This is a genomic window from Streptomyces sp. NPDC052043 (assembly GCF_044548235.1).
GTDB lineage: Bacteria > Actinomycetota > Actinomycetes > Streptomycetales > Streptomycetaceae > Streptomyces.
The window spans coordinates 659154-675536 of record NZ_JBIUBT010000003.1 but is presented as its reverse complement, the minus strand read 5'-3'; the positions used below and the strand labels follow the sequence as shown (position 1 = coordinate 675536).

Here is a 16383-nt window from a genome sequence, read left to right as displayed (position 1 = left end):
GACAAGGTGTCGGGTGCCACATACGTCCGATGCCATCCGCTCGCCGCCGCCGTCCGGTCCCTCCCGGCGGCTCGGTGGTCCGTCCTCACCGACCGGGTGACACACTGTGCCGTGTGCTGACGGCCTTCGACGACCTCCTCGCCCGTGCCCGGGCCCTGCCCCGTGCCGGACACCGGGCGGTCCTCGGTGTCGCGGGCAGCCCCGGCGCGGGCAAGTCGACCCTGGCCGCGCACCTGGTGCGGGCGCTGAACGGGGACGGGGAGCCATGGGCGGCGCACGTCCCGATGGACGGCTTCCACCTCGCCGACGCCGAACTCGACCGGCTCGGCCGCCAAGGCCGCAAGGGCGCGCCGGACACGTTCGACGCGGCGGGGTACGCGGCGCTGCTGCGCCGGCTGCGCGAGGAGACGGACGAGACGGTGTACGCGCCCGGGTTCGACCGCGTCCTGGAGCAGCCCCTCGCGGGCGCCGTCCCGGTTGCGCCGTCGGCCCGGCTGGTGGTGACGGAGGGCAACTACCTGCTGCTGGACACCGGCCCCTGGGCGCGGGTGCGGCCCCGCCTCGACGAGGTGTGGTTCTGCGAACTCGACGAGCCGGAGCGGGTACGCCGCCTGGTCGCCCGCCACGAGGAGTTCGGCAAGTCGCACCGGGAGGCGGTGGCCTGGGTCCTGGGCACCGACCAGCGCAACGCGGACCTGGTCGCGGCGACCCGGGGTCGCGCGGACCTGATCGTGCCGAGGTCGGCCCTGCCGCCCGCCCCGCACGCGGCCTGACCGCGCCGGCCGGGGCGCGGTGGGAGGTCCGCAGGGCGGAGCCGGCGGCCGGCTCACCCGGTGGCGGCGAGAAAGCGGCGCAGGGAGGACTTCAGCGCGGCGACGAAGGCGTCCCGGCGCGTGTCGTCGACGGCGTCCAGGGACAGGTAAGGGTTGAGGTCCTCCAGTTCGACCAGCAGCAGTTCGCCGCTCGGGGCACGGCAGGCGTCGACCCGCTGGACGCCGTGGGCGAGGGTGTTCCACTCGACGAAGCTCCGGGCGAACTCCAGGTCCTCGCGGGAGGGTTCGTAGGGGCGCAGCTCCCAGCGCCGTTCCGGGTCCGGGGCGTACAGGGCGTACTGGATGTCGTGGTCGACGAAGTAGAACGAGACCTCGTAGGCGAAGTCGATGTGCGGCTGGACGAGGACGCTGCCGTCGGCCAGGCCGGGCAGTTCCCCGGCGGGGACGGTGCGCAGGCCTATGGAGTCGGCGCCCAGCTTGGGCTTGACCACGTAGCGGTCGCTCGCGGGCAGACGGCACAGGTCCTCGAGGCGGTCGACGGTGGGGATGACCGGACGTCCCGCGGCGCTCAGGTCGAGGAGGTACTGCTTGCCGGCCATGTCCGCCCGGCCGGTGAGCGGGTTGTAGACCGGTGTCCCCCGGGCCAGGGCCCGGGCCCGGAAGTCGTCGTAGGCCTCCCGGTACTCCAGGACGGGCCCGCTGTTGCGGACGACGACGGCGTCGAAGGCGTCCATCAGCGCGGCGGCGTCCCGGGGGTGGCACAGGGCCAGGTCGAAGTCCTCGCGCAGGCGGGAGGTGAGCCGGATGTCCTCGTCGCCGTAGCGGCGCCCGCGCGCCGGGTACGCCAGGTCGGTGACGTAGAGCAGACGGGAGCGTACGGGCGCCATGGGCGTCTCCTGGGACGTGGTGTCCGGTGGGACGGACGGGGAGCGGGGAAAGGCGGGGAACGGTCGAGAAGGTGAGGGAAAGGTTACTGCGCGGACCGTCCGGTGGCTCCCGTTGCACTCGGTTCCCCCACCGGCTGCACCGAGTGCCACCGGGGCCCGTCCGGGTGCTACGTTCCCGGCCATGAGCTCCAGCAGTGCCGCGCCCCGCCGCGGCGAGAAGCCGCGGACGGCTGCCGGGCGGCCGCCCATGCGGGAGGCCCTCGTGGCGGCGGCGTTCCGGCTGTTCCTGGAGCGCGGCTACGAACAGACCACCGTCGACGACATCGTGACGCTCGCCGGGGTCGGACGGCGTTCGTTCTTCCGCTACTTCCCCTCCAAGGAGGACGTGGTCTTCCCCGACCACGAGCGGTACCTCGCCGACATGACGGCCTTCCTCGCCGCCGGCGACGAGAAGGACGAGCCCGTGCGGCGGGTCTGTGACGCGGCCCGGCTCGTCCTGCGGATGTACGCCGAGGACCCGGCGTTCTCCGTCCAGCGCTACCGGATCGCCAAGCGGGTACCGGGGCTGCGGGCCCACGAGTTGTCGGTGGTGTGGCGCTACGAGCGCGCCCTCGCCGGGTATCTGCGGGCCCGTTTCGCGGGCCGGCGCGACGGCACGCTGCGGGCGGACGTGATCGCGGCGGCGGTGGTGGCGGCGCACAACAACGCCCTGCGCTCGTGGCTGCGTTCGGACGGACGGGGCGACCCGGCCGCGGCGGTGGACCACGCGCTGAACCATGTGCAGGCCGCCTTCTGCGCCCCGCCCGCCGTCGCCCGCGCCCAGCGGCGGCCCGGGGCGGCTCCGGACGACGTGGTCGTCGTGGTCGCGCGGCGCGGCGCGCCTCTGTGGCAGGTGGTGCGGGAGGTCGAGACGGCGTTCACGGAGGGCCTACCGCCCCGGGGCTGAGGGCAGTTGAGGGTACGCAGTGCCTTTACGAGTGACACCCAGTGCCATACGCTGGGGCCGTGCACGGCGGCACGACGCGCACGTGCGTGCCCGGGTGCGCGCGCACCCGGGATTCCGGCCGAGCCCAGGGAGTTGACCAGCGTGCACTACCGCTCAGGAAACACCGTTCCTCCGGTGGCCGGCTCCGCGACCGGTCTTCTCGAGCCCGCGGCCCGTGACACGCAGGCCCTGTACTTCCAGCGCTGCACCTGGTGCGGGACGGCCGTGTACCACCGGCTGCTGTGCCCGGTCTGCCGGGGCAGCGACCTGCGCACCGAGCGCAGCACGGGGACGGGCACGGTCCGCCACTCCACGGTGGTGAACCGCAACTCCCCCGCCGCGCGCAATGTGTCGCTGGTCGAGATGCGCGAGGGCTTCGTCGTACGGGGCCGGGTCATGGGGCCGCCCATCGGCATCCACGGCGGTGACCGGGTCCGGCTGTCCATGGCGAAGGACCCGGTGCGCGGCGAGCCGGTCTTCCACCTGTTCGACGAGGCGTACGGCGCCTGGAACTGACGGTACGACGCTTGGAGCCGACCGTAGGGCGCCTGGAGCCGACCGGCCGTCAACCGGCCACGGTCTCCGAGCGATCCCGCTCCGGCGCACTGTCGGGGGCGCGGACCGGCCGGTCACGCCCCCCGGGGCCGAGTGCCACGGCGGCGAGCGTCAGCACGGCGCACAGGGCGTAGACGCAGCCGGGCCAGGCAAGCAGCTGCGGGTAGGGGGCGGGACGCGCCAGGCGGTCCTCGGCACCGATCAGGAAGGGCACCACTCGGACGACGGCGGCCACGGCCCACAGCGCGAGCGCGACGCGGCCGAGCAGGCGGTGGCGCAGGGGGCCGTGGGCCAGCCAGATCATGGCGGGCAGGCACCAGATCCAGTGGTGGCTCCACGAGACGGGGCTCACCAGCAGCCCGTACAGCTCCACGGCGACCAGGACGCCGAGCGGGTCGTGCCGCCGTACCGCGGAGCGCAGGGCACAGGCCAGTGCCACGGTCAGCACCGCGAGCACGGACCAGAGGACCACGGTGGCGGTGGCGTCCTGGCCGAGCAGTCTGGCGACGGCCCCGCGCAGCGACTGGTTGCGCACCGACCAGACCGGGCCGATCCTGCGGGTGTCCGTGACGAGCGCGGACCAGTAGCGGGCGGACTCGCGCGGGGCGACGCCCCAGGCGAGCGCCGTCGCCAGGGCCGCGGTCGCGACCGCCCACGCGGCGGCCCGCCACTGGCGGGTCGCCAGCAGGTACAGTCCGCCGACGGCCGGGGTCAGCTTCACCGCCGCCGCCAGGCCCACCCCCGCCCCCCTGCCCGGCGCCGCGCGCGGCACGGCCAAGCCCCACAGGACCACCGCGCCCAGCAGCAGGTTGACCTGGCCCTGGTCGAGGGTGTGGCGCACGGGTTCCAGCCACAGCCCGGCGGCGGCCCAGAGCAGGGCGCGCCGGCGGGCCGCCCGGCCGCCGGCACGCGGGCCCAGCAGCCGTACCGCGCAGAGGGCGACGACGACCAGGGCGGCCACGGACAGCGTCTGCCAGAGCGCGACCAGCGCCGGCCAGGGAAGCCGCGAAAGCGGCAGGAACACCAGGGCGGCGAAGGGCGGGTAGGTGAACGGCAGCCGCGGGATGGGTGGGGTGGTGTGCAGCGCGTAGTCGTACAGGCCTCCGGACAGGACGTGCGGAGCGGCCTCGCGGTAGACGCGCAGGTCCAGCGGTTGCGTCGGATGGGTGACGACGGCGACGACGTGCACCGCCAGGGAGACGGCCAGGCACCAGCCGGCATGGCCGGTGAGCCACTGTCCGATCCCCCGGATCCTGGCCCCGATCCCTTCCACCGCACCAGCCCCGTCGTCTCGCAACGCCCCGGACCCCAGGGCCTCTCGCCTGGATCAGACCGGGCTGATCCAGGCGAAAGACCCTAGCCGAGCGGGTACCGCGTCAGGCGGCTGCCACGCGGTCAGAGAGTCACGCGGATTCCGACGGTTCCTCCGAGGCCGCGGCGCAGCCTGCTGCCCAGCAGGGTGAGGCGCCCGATCAGGCCGTACTTGCGGGCGATCAGGCCCCGGTATCGGGCGGTGGTGGCCGGGTCGCAGATCTCCGCCCGCGCCGCCACCTGTTCCCCGGTCGGGTGCCCGCGCAGGTCGCAGGCGCCGACGAGGACTTCGGCGCGGTTGCGGATCCGCTTGACCTTCCAGGAGTCGGCGGCCGTCCACACCCCGAGCGCGTCGCCGTCGCGCACCACCCAGACCGGGGTGGCGACCGGGGTGCCGTTCCTCCGGTAGCTGGTGACGAGCAGGTACTTCCCCGCCCCGAGCCGATCCGCCAGAGTGTCGTCCACGCACCGCAGTCTAAGCGGCAGGCGCCTGCGCTCACACGTCGCGGCGCCGCACGACGCGGGTCGCGCCGTCGCGCTGAGGGAGCTCCCGGTCCCACGCCGAAGCGGACCAGGACCGCCGGGCGGTCGAGAAGACCGTCCGGGCGCTGAACAGGGCCGTGCCGTGCCACGTATGGGGGAAGGGCGCTCAACGACCGTAGGGCCCCGCGGTGTTGAGACCGCGTGTTCGGGTTCGGGAGCCATGCATGAGGCACGCACGACGACGGGTCGTCCGGCGGGTGACACGGCTGACGGCCGTCGTGGGACTCCTCCTGGGAGGAGCGATGGTCACGCAGGCGGCGATGGCGAGCGAGCCTCCCGACGCCCCCGCCGCCGCACGCGGCTCCGCGCGGCCGTCCGGCACGTCCGGCACGTCCGGCGCCGACCTGGTGGCCCGACTCGGCACCTCGCGCACGGCGGGCAGCTGGATCGACTCCGACGGGCGCCCCGTGGTCGCCGTGACCGACGAGCGGGCGGCGGTGGAAGTGCGGCGGGCGGGCGCCGGGGCGAAGGTCGTGCGGCACAGCATGAACGAGCTGAGGACGGCCACCGCGGCGCTGCGCGCGGCGCCCCGGGTGCCCGGCACGGCCTGGACGGTGGACTACCGCGCCAACCGGGTCACGGTCGAGGCCGACAGCACGGTGTCCGCCGCCGACTGGGACCGGATGGCCGAGGTCGCCGGCAGGATCGGCGGTTTCGTGCGCATGGAGCGCGCCGAGGGCGCCTTCACCACCCGTCTCAACGGGGCGCAGCCCATCCGGTCGGTCGGCGGGCGCTGCTCGGCGGGGTTCAACGCGACCGACGGGCGCGGCGACTTCATCCTCACCGCCGGCCACTGCGGGCCCACCGGTTCCGTCTGGTTCGCCGACGGCCAGGGCGACCGGCGGCTCGGCAGGACGGTCGCCGGTTCCTTCCCCGGCGGCGACTTCTCACTGGTGCGGTACGACTCCGGCAGCGCGGGCCGGGGCGCCGACGTGGTGGCGATCGGGGGCGGCAACGGCGTACGGATCACGGGGGCGGGCGATCCGGCCGTGGGACAGCGGGTGTTCCGCAGCGGCAGCACGAGCGGGCTGCGCGACGGCGAGGTGACCGGTCTGGACGCGACGGTGAACTATCCCGAGGGCACCGTCACGGGCCTCATCCGGACCACGGTGTGCGCCGAGCCGGGCGACAGCGGCGGTCCGCTGTTCTCCGAGGGCATCGCGCTGGGGGTGACCTCGGGCGGCAGCGGCGACTGCACGACGGGCGGTACGACGTTCTTCCAGCCGGTCACCGAGGCGCTCTCCGCGCTGGAGGTGCGGCTGATCGTGTCCGACGCGCGGCAGGGCACGGGGCAGAGCGCGAAGCCGTCCGGCCCCGCGCCCCACGGCGCCCTCGCGCCCGGCGGGGCAACCCCCGGCTCCCAGGCGCCGATGACCGGCACCGCCGACGGGAGCACGCTGCTCTCCCGGCTCTCCGACCCGCGCAACGTCGGCCCCGGCCTCCTGGTCATGGGCGGCAGCCTGATCGCCCTGGTCGCCACCCGCTGGATCCGTTCGGAACGGGACCGCAAGGCCTACCGGAGGTACTACTCGGCGACGTGGAGCTGATCGAGGGCGGCGGAGGTCGGAGGTCGGAGCCGCGTCAGGCCGCCTTGGCGGAAGGCGGGGCCGCCGCGGCCCACTCCATCACCAGGCGCTGGTACTCCTCGCGCTGCTCGGTGGTCAGGATCCCTCCCGACCTGCGCCACAGCGCCCGGATCTCCTCGTTGACCTCCGCGGCCGATCGCTCGGAGACGGGTTCAACACTGGTGGACATGCCGTGCAGCATATGCCGCCCGACGTGAAGGCGCCGTGAATAAGTATGACCGATACCGGCATATCGGACCGTGTCGCTCATCACGTGACGCGCCGCCCGCCCTGAAGGACGGGGCCGCTCAGGTCCCGGGCTTGCGGCCGTAGACGTATACGGCGTTGCCCTTCTTCAGCAGCGACCAGTACTTCTTGGCGTCCTTCTTCGTCATGTTCACGCAGCCGTGCGAGCCCGGCGGGTTCCACATGCTCAGGGTGACGGAGTGGAAGGCCTCGCCGCCGTCGAAGAACTGGCTGTAGGGCATCGGCACGTTGTAGAGCGTGGAGTAGTGGTCGATGTGCCGCCAGTAGATCTTCTTCAGGCCGGTGCGGGTCGCGTACCCCTTGCGTCCGGTGCGCACCGGTACCGGCCCGTAGACGAGCCGGCCGCCGTCCTGGATCCAGCTGAGCTGGAGGGTGAGGTCGACGCAGGCGATACGGCCCTTGTTGACCGGGCACTTGCCGCTCTTGTTGGGCTTCTTGCCCACGGCCTTCTGCTTGTTCATGAGGTTCATCACGCCCCAGGTGACGGGACCCGCGTAGCCGATGTTCGGGGTGATGCCGTGCTTGTTCTGGAAGGCGCGTATGGCCTTGCAGTCGGCGGCCGACTGCCGTCCGTCCACCGGCCGCCCCAGGAACTTCTCCACCTGCTTCTGGTTCGGCCCCGTCTGCGTCGTGCAACTCGCCGCCTGCGCCGGCGCGGTACCGAGCGCGAGTGTGAGCGGCGCCACCAGTCCCGTGACGCCCAGTACGACCGCTCCCCGCCTGCCTATGTCCCTCATCGCGACCTTTCCCCCTCGGTGCGTTCCGGTGCTTTCGACACCTAGACCACGGAGGGGGCGCATCGGTTGTGAACCGTCGCATGCCGAGACGAAACGGTGACACTCGCCCGGCCGTCGGGGCCCCAGGCGGGTCCGCTCAGGTGTCGGCCTCTTCCCGCTCCGCCTGAACGGCCGCGCGGAAGGCCGTGTTGACGGCGGTGAGTCCGCCGTCCACGGTCAGCGTGGTGCCGGTGATCCAGGCCGCGTCGCGGGAGGCGAGGAAGGCCACCGCGGCGGCGATGTCCTCCGGTTCGCCGATCCGGCCCAGCGGGTACAGGCTGCGTACCCGGTCGAGTTCGGCCTCCCGTCCCTCCCAGGCCGAGGTGCGGACCGTGCCCGGCACCACCAGGTTGACGCGGACCCCGCGGGCGGCGGCGTGTCCGGCGAGGGTGCGGGTGAGCGAGGCCAGCCCGGCCTTGGCCGCGCTGTAGCCGTGGTTGCCGAAGTCCTGGAGGCCGTTGACCGAGCCGATGCTGACGATCGCTCCTCTGCCGCCCGCCGCCAGGTGGGGCAGGGCGGCGCGGCAGCAGCGGTAGGTGCCGGTCAGGGTGACGTCGAGGTCGCGGGCCCACACCGCTTCCGGGTCGTCCTCGAACAGCGGGGTGTCGGGCGTGCAGTGCGCCGCGCAGTTGACCAGGACGTCGAGGGACCCGAAGGTCCGGACGGCCAGCTCCACGGCCGCCGGGACCGCGTCCCGGTCCGCGACGTCCAACGCGTGTGCCTGCGCGGTGAGTCCGCGCTCGCGCAGCGCCGTCGCCGTCTGCTCCGCCACGTCCCCGTCCACGTCGGTGACCAGGACCCCGGCCCCCTCCTCGGCCAGCCTGCGCGCGGTGGCCGCGCCGATGCCCCGGCCCGCGCCGGTGATGAGAACCCCGTGTCCATGGAAGCGCCCGCTGTCCGTCATGCGCCGAACCTACTGCCATGAAGGGCCTCTTGGGCAGCAGCGTGCGGTACGACCTCGCCCTCCCGCGGCTCCCGCCCGGTTCCCTCGCGACTCCCCGCGCCCCTCGGCACGGTGGCCCGCGGACCGGGAGGAGCCGCGGCCCGGCGGGGAGCGGTCAGCGGTAGCCGGTCGGGTCGGCCGGCCGGCCCGCGTCCTGGACCTCGACGAGGTAGCGCCAGGCATCGGGGCGGCTGCCGTCCAGGTCGGTGAAGCCGTAGACCCGGGCGAGGCCGCCGCTGGAGAGGGAGCGGCCGTTCCAGCGGGCCGCCTTCGGGTCCGCGGCCAGGGCGGCGACGGCGCGGCCCACGAAGCGCGGGGTCTCGGAGATGGCGAAGTGCGGGACCCGGTCGAGGGCTTCGCGCCAGTTGTCCTCGCGGACCCCGAAGTGGTCGAGCATCAGCTCCGAGCGCATCCAGCCGGGAGTGAGGGCCACCGCGGTGGCGCCGCGCGGGCCGAGTTCGTGGCCGAGCGCGAAGGCCATCCGCAGGACGGACGCCTTGGCGAGGTCGTAGAAGAAGTTGACGCGGTAGGTGTCCCGGTTGTACTCGGCGGTGCCGTCGGTCATCTCCACCACCAGGCCGCCGGGGTGGCGCAGCAGCAGCGGCAGGGCGTGGTGGCTGGTGATCGCGTGCGTCTGCACCGCGAGCCGGAGCAGCCGCAGTCCGTCGTCGAGGTCGTGCTCCCACACCGGGGTGTCCCACGCGAAGAGGTGCTCGGCGCCCCAGATGTCGTTGACGAGGACGTCGAGACGGTCCTGCTCGCGCGCGATGCGGTCCACGAGGGCGCGGACCTGGTCCGGCTCCAGGTGGTCGGCCGGTACGGCGATGCCGTGGCCGCCCGCCTCGGTGACCAGGTCGGCGGTGTCCTCGATGGTCTCGGGGCGGTCGTACTCCGAGCGGCGGGCGCGGGTGGTGCGTCCGGAGACGTAGACGGTGGCACCGGCGGCGCCGAGTTCCACCGCGATTCCCCGGCCCGCTCCCCGCGTCGCCCCCGCGACCAGCGCGACCTTGCCTTCCAGTGGGCCCGGCATGTCCGACCTCCCGATGCGTCCTGTGTCGTTGCCGCCATCGAGAATGCCGGGGAAACCGGACACCTTCTGTCGCCTTTCTCAGGCGTGGGAGGCGGAGAGACGGAACGGGCCGCACGAGTGCCTCTCGGTCTCGTGCGGCCCGCCCTCCGGGGTCGTCGGCTCCCGGTCCGGTCGTGCTCCGTCAGTGCCCGCGGGCGATCCACTCGTGAAGGTGCGGGGCCTCGGCGCCGATGGTGGTCGAGTCGCCGTGCCCGGTGAGGACCTTCGTCTCGGGCGGCAGCGTCAGCAGGCGGTCGCGGATCGAGTCGATGATCGTCGGGAAGTGGGAGTAGGAACGGCCGGTGGCGCCGGGGCCGCCCTGGAAGAGCGTGTCGCCGGTGAAGACCACGCCGAGTCCGGGGTCGTACAGGCAGACCGCGCCCGGGGCGTGGCCGGGCGTGTGCAGGACCTTCAGGTCGGCGCCGGCCGCCTCGATGACCTGGCCGTCGACCAGGTGCTCGTCGGGATCCCGGTTCGGGTGGGCCATCTTCCACAGCGGCAGGTCGTCGGCGTGCAGCCAGATCGTCGCGCCGGTGAGGTCGGCGAGCGCCGGGGCCGCGTCGATGTGGTCGTTGTGGGCGTGGGTGCACACGATGGCGGTCAGCCGGCGGTCGCCGACCGCCGCGGCGATGGCCTCGGCGTCGTGGGCGGCGTCGATGACGACGGCCTCATGGTCGTCGCCGACGATCCACACGTTGTTGTCGACGTCCCAGGTTCCGCCGTCGAGCGTGAACTGCCCGGAGGTGACGAGGCGTTCGATGCGGGCGGCCATCAGAGCACCACCACCGAGCGCAGCACGTCGCCGTGGTGCATCCGCTCGAACGCCTTCTCCACCTCGTCCAGTTGGATGGTCTCGGTGACGAACTTGTCCAGCGGCAGGCGCCCTTGCAGATGCAGGTCGATGAGCATCGGGAAGTCCCGGGAGGGCAGGCAGTCGCCGTACCAGCTCGACTTCAGCGCGCCGCCGCGTCCGAAGACGTCCAGCAGCGGCAGTTCCAGCTTCATCTCCGGGGTCGGCACGCCGACCAGGACGACCGTGCCGGCCAGGTCGCGGGCGTAGAAGGCCTGCTGGTACGTCTCGGGGCGGCCGACCGCGTCGATGACGACGTCGGCGCCGAAGCCGCCGGTCAGCTCGCGGATGGCCTCGACGGCGTCGTTCTCCTTGGAGTTGACCGTGTGCGTGGCGCCCATGGTGCGGGCGGTCTCCAGCTTGCGGTCGTCGATGTCGACGGCGATGACCTTCGCCGCGCCCGCCAGGTACGCCCCGGCGATCGCCGCGTCGCCGACGCCGCCGCAGCCGATGACGGCGACGGAGTCGCCGCGGCCGACGTTGCCGGTGTTGATGGCCGCGCCGATGCCGGCCATCACGCCGCAGCCCAGCAGCCCGGCCACCGCCGGGGAGACCGACGGGTCGACCTTGGTGCACTGACCGGCCGCCACCAGGGTCTTCTCGGCGAAGGCGCCGATCCCGAGCGCCGGGGAGAGTTCGGTGCCGTCGGTCAGGGTCATCCGCTGACGGGCGTTGTGGGTGTCGAAGCAGTACCAGGGCCGCCCGCGCAGGCAGGCGCGGCACTTGCCGCACACGGCTCGCCAGTTGAGGATCACGAAGTCGCCGGGCGCGACGTCGGTGACGTCGTCGCCGACCGACTCCACGACGCCCGCGGCCTCGTGGCCGAGCAGGAACGGGAACTCGTCGTTGATTCCGCCCTGCTTGTAGTGCAGGTCGGTGTGGCAGACGCCGCAGGCCTGGATCCGTACGACGGCCTCTCCCGGCCCGGGGTCCGGCACGACGATCGTCTCGACCCGCACCGGTTCGTTCTTTCCGGGTGCGATCACGCCGCGCACTTCCTGCGCCATGGTGGTGGTCCCTTCCATCGAGCGGTGTACGTCCCCCGACCCTACGTCCGACTGATCGGCAAGGGGACCGAGGGGCCCCTGATCTGCGCGGATGGGTGGACGGGCGGGGTGGCGGGGCGTGGGCGCCCGGCCGCCCCGGCGGTGGGCCGGAGGGGCTGGAACCCGCCGGCGGACGAGGCGCCCGCGGGCAGCGCGGTCGGGCCCGTGACCGAGACGGCGCGTCCGAGGGCGGCGGCCGGGCGTCGAGTGCGGGTCATGCCCTCGGCAACGCCGTCCGGGCCGGCCCGGGCACGGTCCGCGGGCCGCGCTCACCCGTCGGGCGCAACGCCCGGACCGCGTTCGCACCCCGCGACACGCCGCACCGGATGCAGCAGTTCGTCGTGCGGCGCGCACGGCACGCGACCGCGGCGGGCCGGGTCGGTTAGGGTGAGGCGGGGCCGTGACTGGCGCTGAGGTGGAGCACCACCGGGGAGCGGCCCACGCAGAGTCGTGAGCCGCGCGCCTGGGCGATTTCCCTCGAACGCCCAGGAGTGGACCATGTCCCAGGCCCGTCCGATGGACGGCACCGCGCTCGCCCGCCGTGTCGTCGAGCAGACCGCGCAGAAGGCCGCCGCCCTCACCGAGCGCACCGGTACGGCGCCCTGTCTGGCGACCGTGCTGGTCGGTGAGGACCCCGCCTCCGTCACCTATGTGCGGATGAAGCAGAACCGCTGCCGCAAGGCCGGCATCGACTCCCGCCGCGTGGTGCTTCCGGCCGCGACCACCACCGAGGAGCTGGTCGGCACGCTGCGCTCGCTGTCCGGGGATCCCGCCGTGCACGGCATCCTGCTCCAGCATCCCGTCGGCGAGCACATCGACGAGCGGGCCGCGTTCGAGGCGATCGCGCCCGAGAAGGACGTCGACGGAGTCACCTGCGCCTCGTTCGCGGCGATGAGCTTCGGTCTGCCGGGGTTCGTGTCCTGCACCCCCGGCGGCATCCTGCGGCTGCTCGACGCGTACGACGTCGAGCTCGGCGGGCGCCGCGCCGTGGTGGTGGGCCGCAGCGCGATCCTCGGCAAGCCGGTGGGGATGCTGCTGCTCGCGCGGGACGCGACGGTGACGTACTGCCACTCGCGGACCTCCGACCTGGCGGCCGCCGTGCGCGAGGCGGACATCGTGGTCGCCGCCGTGGGCCGGCCCCGGCTCATCCGCGGCGAGGACGTCAAGCCGGGTGCCGTGGTGATCGACGCGGGCTACAACCCGGGCAACGTCGGCGACGTCGACTTCGACTCCGCCGTGCGGCGGGCCTCGCTGATCACCCCGGTGCCCGGTGGTGTGGGCCCGATGACGATCGCCACGCTGCTGGAGCAGACCGTGACGGCCGCCGCCCGGCAGCTCGGCGTGTGACCGGCGCGTGCCGGCTGGTGCCCTCGCCCCCGGCCCGCGGCGGGACCCGAGCAGAGGGTGACGGCGCCGACACCCGTCGGGTCGTTCACGGGCGGGGGGCGGCCGCGCGGCCATACTGACCGTCGTGCGCGTAACGATCATGACGGCGGGATCCCGGGGCGACGTGGCCCCCTTCACCGGACTGGGACACGGCCTGGCTCTCGCCGGTCACGAGGTCACCCTGGTCACGCACGCATGCTTCGAACCGCTGGTCGCGGGCTCGGGCCTCGGCTTCCACCCACTGCCGGTGGACCCGCGGGCCGAGCTGGAGTCCTCGCGCGGCCGGGGGCTGCACCGCAGCGCGACCGGCGCGGGCAAGGTGCTCCGCGCCGTGGGGCTGGTGCGGGCGGCCATCGGCCGGATGACGGACGACCTGATCACGGCGGCCGAGAAGAGCGACGTACTGGTGCTCGCCGGCTCGCTCGGGCCGGTCGGGCACGCCATCGCCGAGGGGCTGAACCTGCCCAGCCTGGGCGCCCATCTCCAACCCCTCTCCCCCACAAGGGAGTTCGCCCCTCCGCTGCTGGGCGGCGGACACTGGGGGGCGGCCGCGAACCGCCTCGCCGGGCACGGCGTGAACCTGGCCGTGGAACGGATCTTCTCGGCGGCCGTACCCGCCGTGCGAGCCCGGCTGGGGCTGCCGCCCGCCCGCGCGGGCACCGGGTGGCTCGGCCGCCGGGGACCGTACCGGCCGGTGTACCACGGCTTCAGCCCGCTCGTGGTGCCCAGGCCCCGCGACTGGCGCGGTGCGCTCCAGGTGTGCGGGTACTGGTGGCCGTACGACCGTTACACACAGCTCCCCGACGGCCTGTGGGACTTCCTCGACTCGGGGCCCCCACCGGTCTACGTGGGGCTGGGCAGTGCCACCGTGCCCGACCCCGGGCGGTTCAGCGACACCATCGTGCGCGCGCTGCGCCGAGCCGGGCTGCGCGGTGTGGTCCAGCGGGGCTGGGCCGGTCTTGAGGCGTCCGGCGAGGACATGCTGACCATCGGCGAGGTACCGCACGCGGCGCTGTTCCCGCGGCTGGCGGGCGTGGTGCATCACGCCGGGGCGGGCACGACCGCGGCCGGGCTGCGGGCCGGTGTCCCCGCGGTGCCCGTGCCCGTGCAGTTCGACGAGGGCTTCTGGGCCGATCGCCTCGTCGGTCTCGGCGTGGCACCCTGCGCGGTCCCGCTGCGCGGCCTCACCGCGGACCGCCTCGCCGCGGCCCTGATCCGGGCCACCCGAGACTACGGGCACCGCGAACGGGCGCGAGCCCTCGGCACCCGCATCCGCGCGGAGAACGGCCTGGCGCCGGTACTGGGCGCGGTCGAACAACTCGCCCGCTGAGCACCGCCTCCGGGCCGCCGCCGACCGGACACCCGCGGGCCGGCGGCGGCTCCGCCGGCCCGCGGCGGCCGGGTCAGCGGCCCACCCGGCAGGTCAGGTTGAGCAGGTACTCCTTGCGGTCCAGTGGGTTGTGGTCGGTGCGGGGGCGTTCGGGGACCGTGTCGCCCGTGACCGGGGCGTAGTGGTCGAAGGCGCTCTCCAGGTCGCCCTCGCCGCGGGTCAGCCCCGGCAGCCGCTGCTCCAGCGCGTGGACCCGGGCGGCCGGGACGCCGCCCTCCAGGAGGCACACGGATCCACGGGTGACCGTCGTCCGCGGCACGGCCCGCAGTGCGGACAGCACCGGCAGCAGGGCGCCGAGCGTGTCCGCCGGGGCCTCGACGCGGAAGCGGTGCACCGGCTCGTGGACCAGCGTGCCCGCGCGGCGCAGCGCCTCGATCAGCACCAGCGGGGTCAGGCCCCGGAAGTCGGCCCCGGTGCTCGACATGCTCTTGTCGAAGCCCTGGTGGGCGTGGCTCTGCCGGGGGCAGTAGCCGCAGTGGGTGAGGGTGACCGTGCAGTCGGTGACCTGCCAGCCGTGCAGTCCCTGCCCGAGGGTCTCGCGCACGGTGTCCTCCACCGCCTTGAAGAAGGCGTACGGCATCGCGCCCAGCTCGACCTCCAGGCGGAAGTCGACCCCGGAGCCGGCCGGCGCGGGGTCGACACGCAGTCCGACGGTGGCCAGGAAGGGGTTGCCGCCCTTCTTGACGAACTCCGCGGCCGCGCCCGTGCCCACCGGCCGCTCGACGCACAGCGGCGTCGTCTCCCGGAAGGAGACGCACAGGCCGAACTCGTCGTCGAGCGTGGCCTGGAGGACCTCCTTCTGCACCTCCCCGTAGAGGGACACGGAGGTCTCCTGCCGCAGCTCGTCGTGGCGCAGCCCGATCAGCGGGTCCTGTTCGGCCAGCCGGGTGAGCGCGAGGTGCAGGGCCCCGCCGCTCACGCCGGGGCCCGGTACGACGACGGTCTCCAGGGTCGGCGGCGCGAAGAAGCGCTCGCGGGCCGCGCCGGGTTCGCCGACGGCGTCGCCGATCCGGACGTCCGCCAGGCCCCACAGTCTGGCGATGCGCCCCGCGGACACGGCGTCGGCGCGGACGTCCGTGCCGTGGTCGAACACGCCGATCGCGGTGACCCTGCCCTCCGTGCGGGCGTCCCCGTACGGCACCCGGTCCCGCACCCGGAGCGTGCCGGAGAACATCCGCGCGTACGCCACCTTCTCTCCGGCGAGGCCCCGCTCGACCTTGAACACGGTGGCCGAGACGGGTCCGTCGGGGTCGCCGCCCGCGGCGGGCAGCAGTTCCTTGACGCCTGCAACCAGCGCGTCCACTCCAGCACCGGTGATCGCGGAGCCGAAGTACACCGGGTGCACGAGGGCCTGCCGGGTCTGGGCGGCGAGGGCGGCGCGCAGATGGTCGCGGGAGAGCCTGCCGTCGACGTACGCGGCCAGCAGGTCGTCGTCGTGCTCGGCGAGGACGTCCGGCGCGGACGGGCCGAGGCCGGGGACGAAGCGGGCCTCGCGGGCGCCGATCCCCGTCACCCGCCCCATGGGCACGACGGCCGGTGTCAGCCGCCGGGCGACGGCGCGCAGCAGTTCCTCCTGCCGGGCGCCCCGCCGGTCGACCTTGTTGACGAAGAGCAGGGTCGGGATGCGCAGCCGTCGCAGGGTGCGCATCAGGACGCGGGTCTGCGCCTGGACGCCCTCGACGGCGGAGACCACGAGCACCGCGCCGTCGAGCACGCCCAGCACCCGCTCCACCTCGGCGATGAAGTCGGGGTGGCCGGGGGTGTCGATGAGGTTGACGGTCACGTCGTCGACCGGGAAGGAGACGACGGCGGACTTGATGGTGATGCCGCGCTGCCGCTCCAGCGCGAGGGTGTCGGTCCGCGTGCTGCCGGCGTCGACGCTGCCGATCTCGTCGATCACCCCCGCGGAGTGCAGCAGCCGTTCGGTGAGGCTGGTCTTACCTGCGTCGACGTGCGCGAGAATGCCGAGGTTGAGCAAGTGCACAGGGCGTCATGTCCTTCTTGATGGCGGGGATTCCTTCCGGGGTGGACATGGAC

The 16383-nt window shown here is 73.9% G+C and carries 16 protein-coding genes and 1 riboswitch; of the genes, 6 read left to right on the top strand and 10 right to left on the bottom strand.

Annotated features, from left to right (window positions below; all coding sequences use genetic code 11):
• The first annotated feature begins 113 nt into the window (after positions 1-113).
• Complete coding sequence (locus ACIHCX_RS11070) at positions 114-773, top strand: nucleoside/nucleotide kinase family protein (RefSeq protein WP_400028617.1); 660 nt, start codon at positions 114-116, stop codon at positions 771-773.
• A 53-nt stretch (positions 774-826) separates the two neighbouring features.
• Here the strand turns inward: ACIHCX_RS11070 and ACIHCX_RS11065 are convergent, their stop codons facing one another.
• Positions 827-1660 carry a hypothetical protein gene (locus ACIHCX_RS11065; RefSeq protein ID WP_400028616.1) on the bottom strand — a complete coding sequence of 278 codons (834 nt, stop codon included), beginning with the start codon at positions 1658-1660 and terminating at the stop codon, positions 827-829.
• A gap of 181 nt (positions 1661-1841) precedes the next feature.
• On the opposite strand from ACIHCX_RS11065, the gene ACIHCX_RS11060 reads away from it, so the two are divergent.
• Together ACIHCX_RS11060 and ACIHCX_RS11055 are read left to right on the top strand one after the other, a co-directional pair.
• A complete protein-coding gene (locus ACIHCX_RS11060; protein WP_400028615.1) occupies positions 1842-2606 on the top strand; it encodes a TetR family transcriptional regulator in 765 nt (254 codons plus the stop codon).
• Positions 2607-2747: 141 nt separating this feature from the next.
• Complete coding sequence (locus ACIHCX_RS11055; RefSeq protein ID WP_400028614.1) at positions 2748-3161, top strand: Zn-ribbon domain-containing OB-fold protein; 414 nt, start codon at positions 2748-2750, stop codon at positions 3159-3161.
• Between the two features lie 49 nt (positions 3162-3210).
• Here ACIHCX_RS11055 and ACIHCX_RS11050 read toward each other — a convergent pair whose 3' ends face one another.
• The gene (locus ACIHCX_RS11050) at positions 3211-4473 is read right to left on the bottom strand and encodes a glycosyltransferase 87 family protein (RefSeq protein ID WP_400028613.1); all 1263 of its coding nucleotides are present in this window, start codon (positions 4471-4473) and stop codon (positions 3211-3213) included.
• A 122-nt stretch (positions 4474-4595) separates the two neighbouring features.
• Positions 4596-4976 carry a PPOX class F420-dependent oxidoreductase gene (locus ACIHCX_RS11045; RefSeq protein ID WP_400028612.1) on the bottom strand — a complete coding sequence of 127 codons (381 nt, stop codon included), beginning with the start codon at positions 4974-4976 and terminating at the stop codon, positions 4596-4598.
• A 242-nt stretch (positions 4977-5218) separates the two neighbouring features.
• On the opposite strand from ACIHCX_RS11045, the gene ACIHCX_RS11040 reads away from it, so the two are divergent.
• Positions 5219-6601 (top strand): S1 family peptidase, encoded by a 1383-nt coding sequence (locus ACIHCX_RS11040; RefSeq protein WP_400028611.1) that lies wholly within the window; start codon positions 5219-5221, stop codon positions 6599-6601.
• Positions 6602-6635: 34 nt separating this feature from the next.
• Here ACIHCX_RS11040 and ACIHCX_RS11035 read toward each other — a convergent pair whose 3' ends face one another.
• The 6 genes from ACIHCX_RS11035 to ACIHCX_RS11010 all read right to left on the bottom strand — a co-directional run bounded on the left by ACIHCX_RS11035 (position 6636) and on the right by ACIHCX_RS11010 (position 11531).
• Positions 6636-6821 (bottom strand): hypothetical protein, encoded by a 186-nt coding sequence (locus ACIHCX_RS11035; RefSeq protein WP_400028610.1) that lies wholly within the window; start codon positions 6819-6821, stop codon positions 6636-6638.
• A 106-nt stretch (positions 6822-6927) separates the two neighbouring features.
• Positions 6928-7623: a L,D-transpeptidase family protein gene (locus tag ACIHCX_RS11030; protein ID WP_400028609.1), complete on the bottom strand. Its 696-nt coding sequence runs from the start codon at positions 7621-7623 to the stop codon at positions 6928-6930.
• A gap of 136 nt (positions 7624-7759) precedes the next feature.
• Complete coding sequence (locus ACIHCX_RS11025; protein WP_400028608.1) at positions 7760-8566, bottom strand: SDR family NAD(P)-dependent oxidoreductase; 807 nt, start codon at positions 8564-8566, stop codon at positions 7760-7762.
• A gap of 154 nt (positions 8567-8720) precedes the next feature.
• Positions 8721-9635: an SDR family oxidoreductase gene (locus ACIHCX_RS11020; RefSeq protein WP_400028607.1), complete on the bottom strand. Its 915-nt coding sequence runs from the start codon at positions 9633-9635 to the stop codon at positions 8721-8723.
• 181 nt (positions 9636-9816) lie between these two features.
• Positions 9817-10446: an MBL fold metallo-hydrolase gene (locus ACIHCX_RS11015; RefSeq protein ID WP_400028606.1), complete on the bottom strand. Its 630-nt coding sequence runs from the start codon at positions 10444-10446 to the stop codon at positions 9817-9819.
• Entirely contained in the window at positions 10446-11531 is a 1086-nt protein-coding gene (locus ACIHCX_RS11010; protein ID WP_400028605.1) for an S-(hydroxymethyl)mycothiol dehydrogenase, read from the bottom strand. Before ACIHCX_RS11010 ends, ACIHCX_RS11015 begins: the two co-directional genes overlap by 1 nt.
• 429 nt (positions 11532-11960) lie before the next feature.
• Positions 11961-12046: riboswitch (ZMP/ZTP riboswitch) on the top strand.
• Between the two features lie 22 nt (positions 12047-12068).
• Here ACIHCX_RS11010 and ACIHCX_RS11005 point away from each other — a divergent pair.
• Positions 12069-12917 carry a bifunctional 5,10-methylenetetrahydrofolate dehydrogenase/5,10-methenyltetrahydrofolate cyclohydrolase gene (locus tag ACIHCX_RS11005; protein ID WP_400028604.1) on the top strand — a complete coding sequence of 283 codons (849 nt, stop codon included), beginning with the start codon at positions 12069-12071 and terminating at the stop codon, positions 12915-12917.
• Between the two features lie 139 nt (positions 12918-13056).
• Positions 13057-14286, top strand: a complete 1230-nt coding sequence (locus tag ACIHCX_RS11000) for a glycosyltransferase (protein WP_400028685.1) — start codon at positions 13057-13059, stop codon at positions 14284-14286.
• Positions 14287-14359: 73 nt separating this feature from the next.
• Here ACIHCX_RS11000 and ACIHCX_RS10995 read toward each other — a convergent pair whose 3' ends face one another.
• Positions 14360-16330, bottom strand: coding sequence for a GTP-binding protein (locus tag ACIHCX_RS10995; protein WP_400028603.1), 1971 nt, complete (start codon positions 16328-16330; stop codon positions 14360-14362).
• Positions 16331-16383: the final 53 nt, after the last annotated feature.

Excerpts from the sequence above, each read along its gene's own strand:
- ACIHCX_RS11060 (WP_400028615.1), top strand. The coding sequence starts at position 1,842 with ATGAGCTCCAGCAGTGCCGCGCCCCGCCGCGGCGAGAAGCCGCGGACG.
- ACIHCX_RS11040 (WP_400028611.1), top strand. The coding sequence starts at position 5,219 with ATGAGGCACGCACGACGACGGGTCGTCCGGCGGGTGACACGGCTGACG.
- ACIHCX_RS11065 (WP_400028616.1), bottom strand. The coding sequence starts at position 1,660 with ATGGCGCCCGTACGCTCCCGTCTGCTCTACGTCACCGACCTGGCGTAC.
- ACIHCX_RS11005 (WP_400028604.1), top strand. The coding sequence starts at position 12,069 with ATGTCCCAGGCCCGTCCGATGGACGGCACCGCGCTCGCCCGCCGTGTC.
- ACIHCX_RS11030 (WP_400028609.1), bottom strand. The coding sequence starts at position 7,623 with ATGAGGGACATAGGCAGGCGGGGAGCGGTCGTACTGGGCGTCACGGGA.
- ACIHCX_RS11020 (WP_400028607.1), bottom strand. The coding sequence starts at position 9,635 with ATGCCGGGCCCACTGGAAGGCAAGGTCGCGCTGGTCGCGGGGGCGACG.
- ACIHCX_RS11010 (WP_400028605.1), bottom strand. The coding sequence starts at position 11,531 with ATGGCGCAGGAAGTGCGCGGCGTGATCGCACCCGGAAAGAACGAACCG.
- ACIHCX_RS11035 (WP_400028610.1), bottom strand. The coding sequence starts at position 6,821 with ATGCTGCACGGCATGTCCACCAGTGTTGAACCCGTCTCCGAGCGATCG.
- ACIHCX_RS11015 (WP_400028606.1), bottom strand. The coding sequence starts at position 10,446 with ATGGCCGCCCGCATCGAACGCCTCGTCACCTCCGGGCAGTTCACGCTC.
- ACIHCX_RS11025 (WP_400028608.1), bottom strand. The coding sequence starts at position 8,566 with ATGACGGACAGCGGGCGCTTCCATGGACACGGGGTTCTCATCACCGGC.
- ACIHCX_RS11000 (WP_400028685.1), top strand. The coding sequence starts at position 13,057 with ATGACGGCGGGATCCCGGGGCGACGTGGCCCCCTTCACCGGACTGGGA.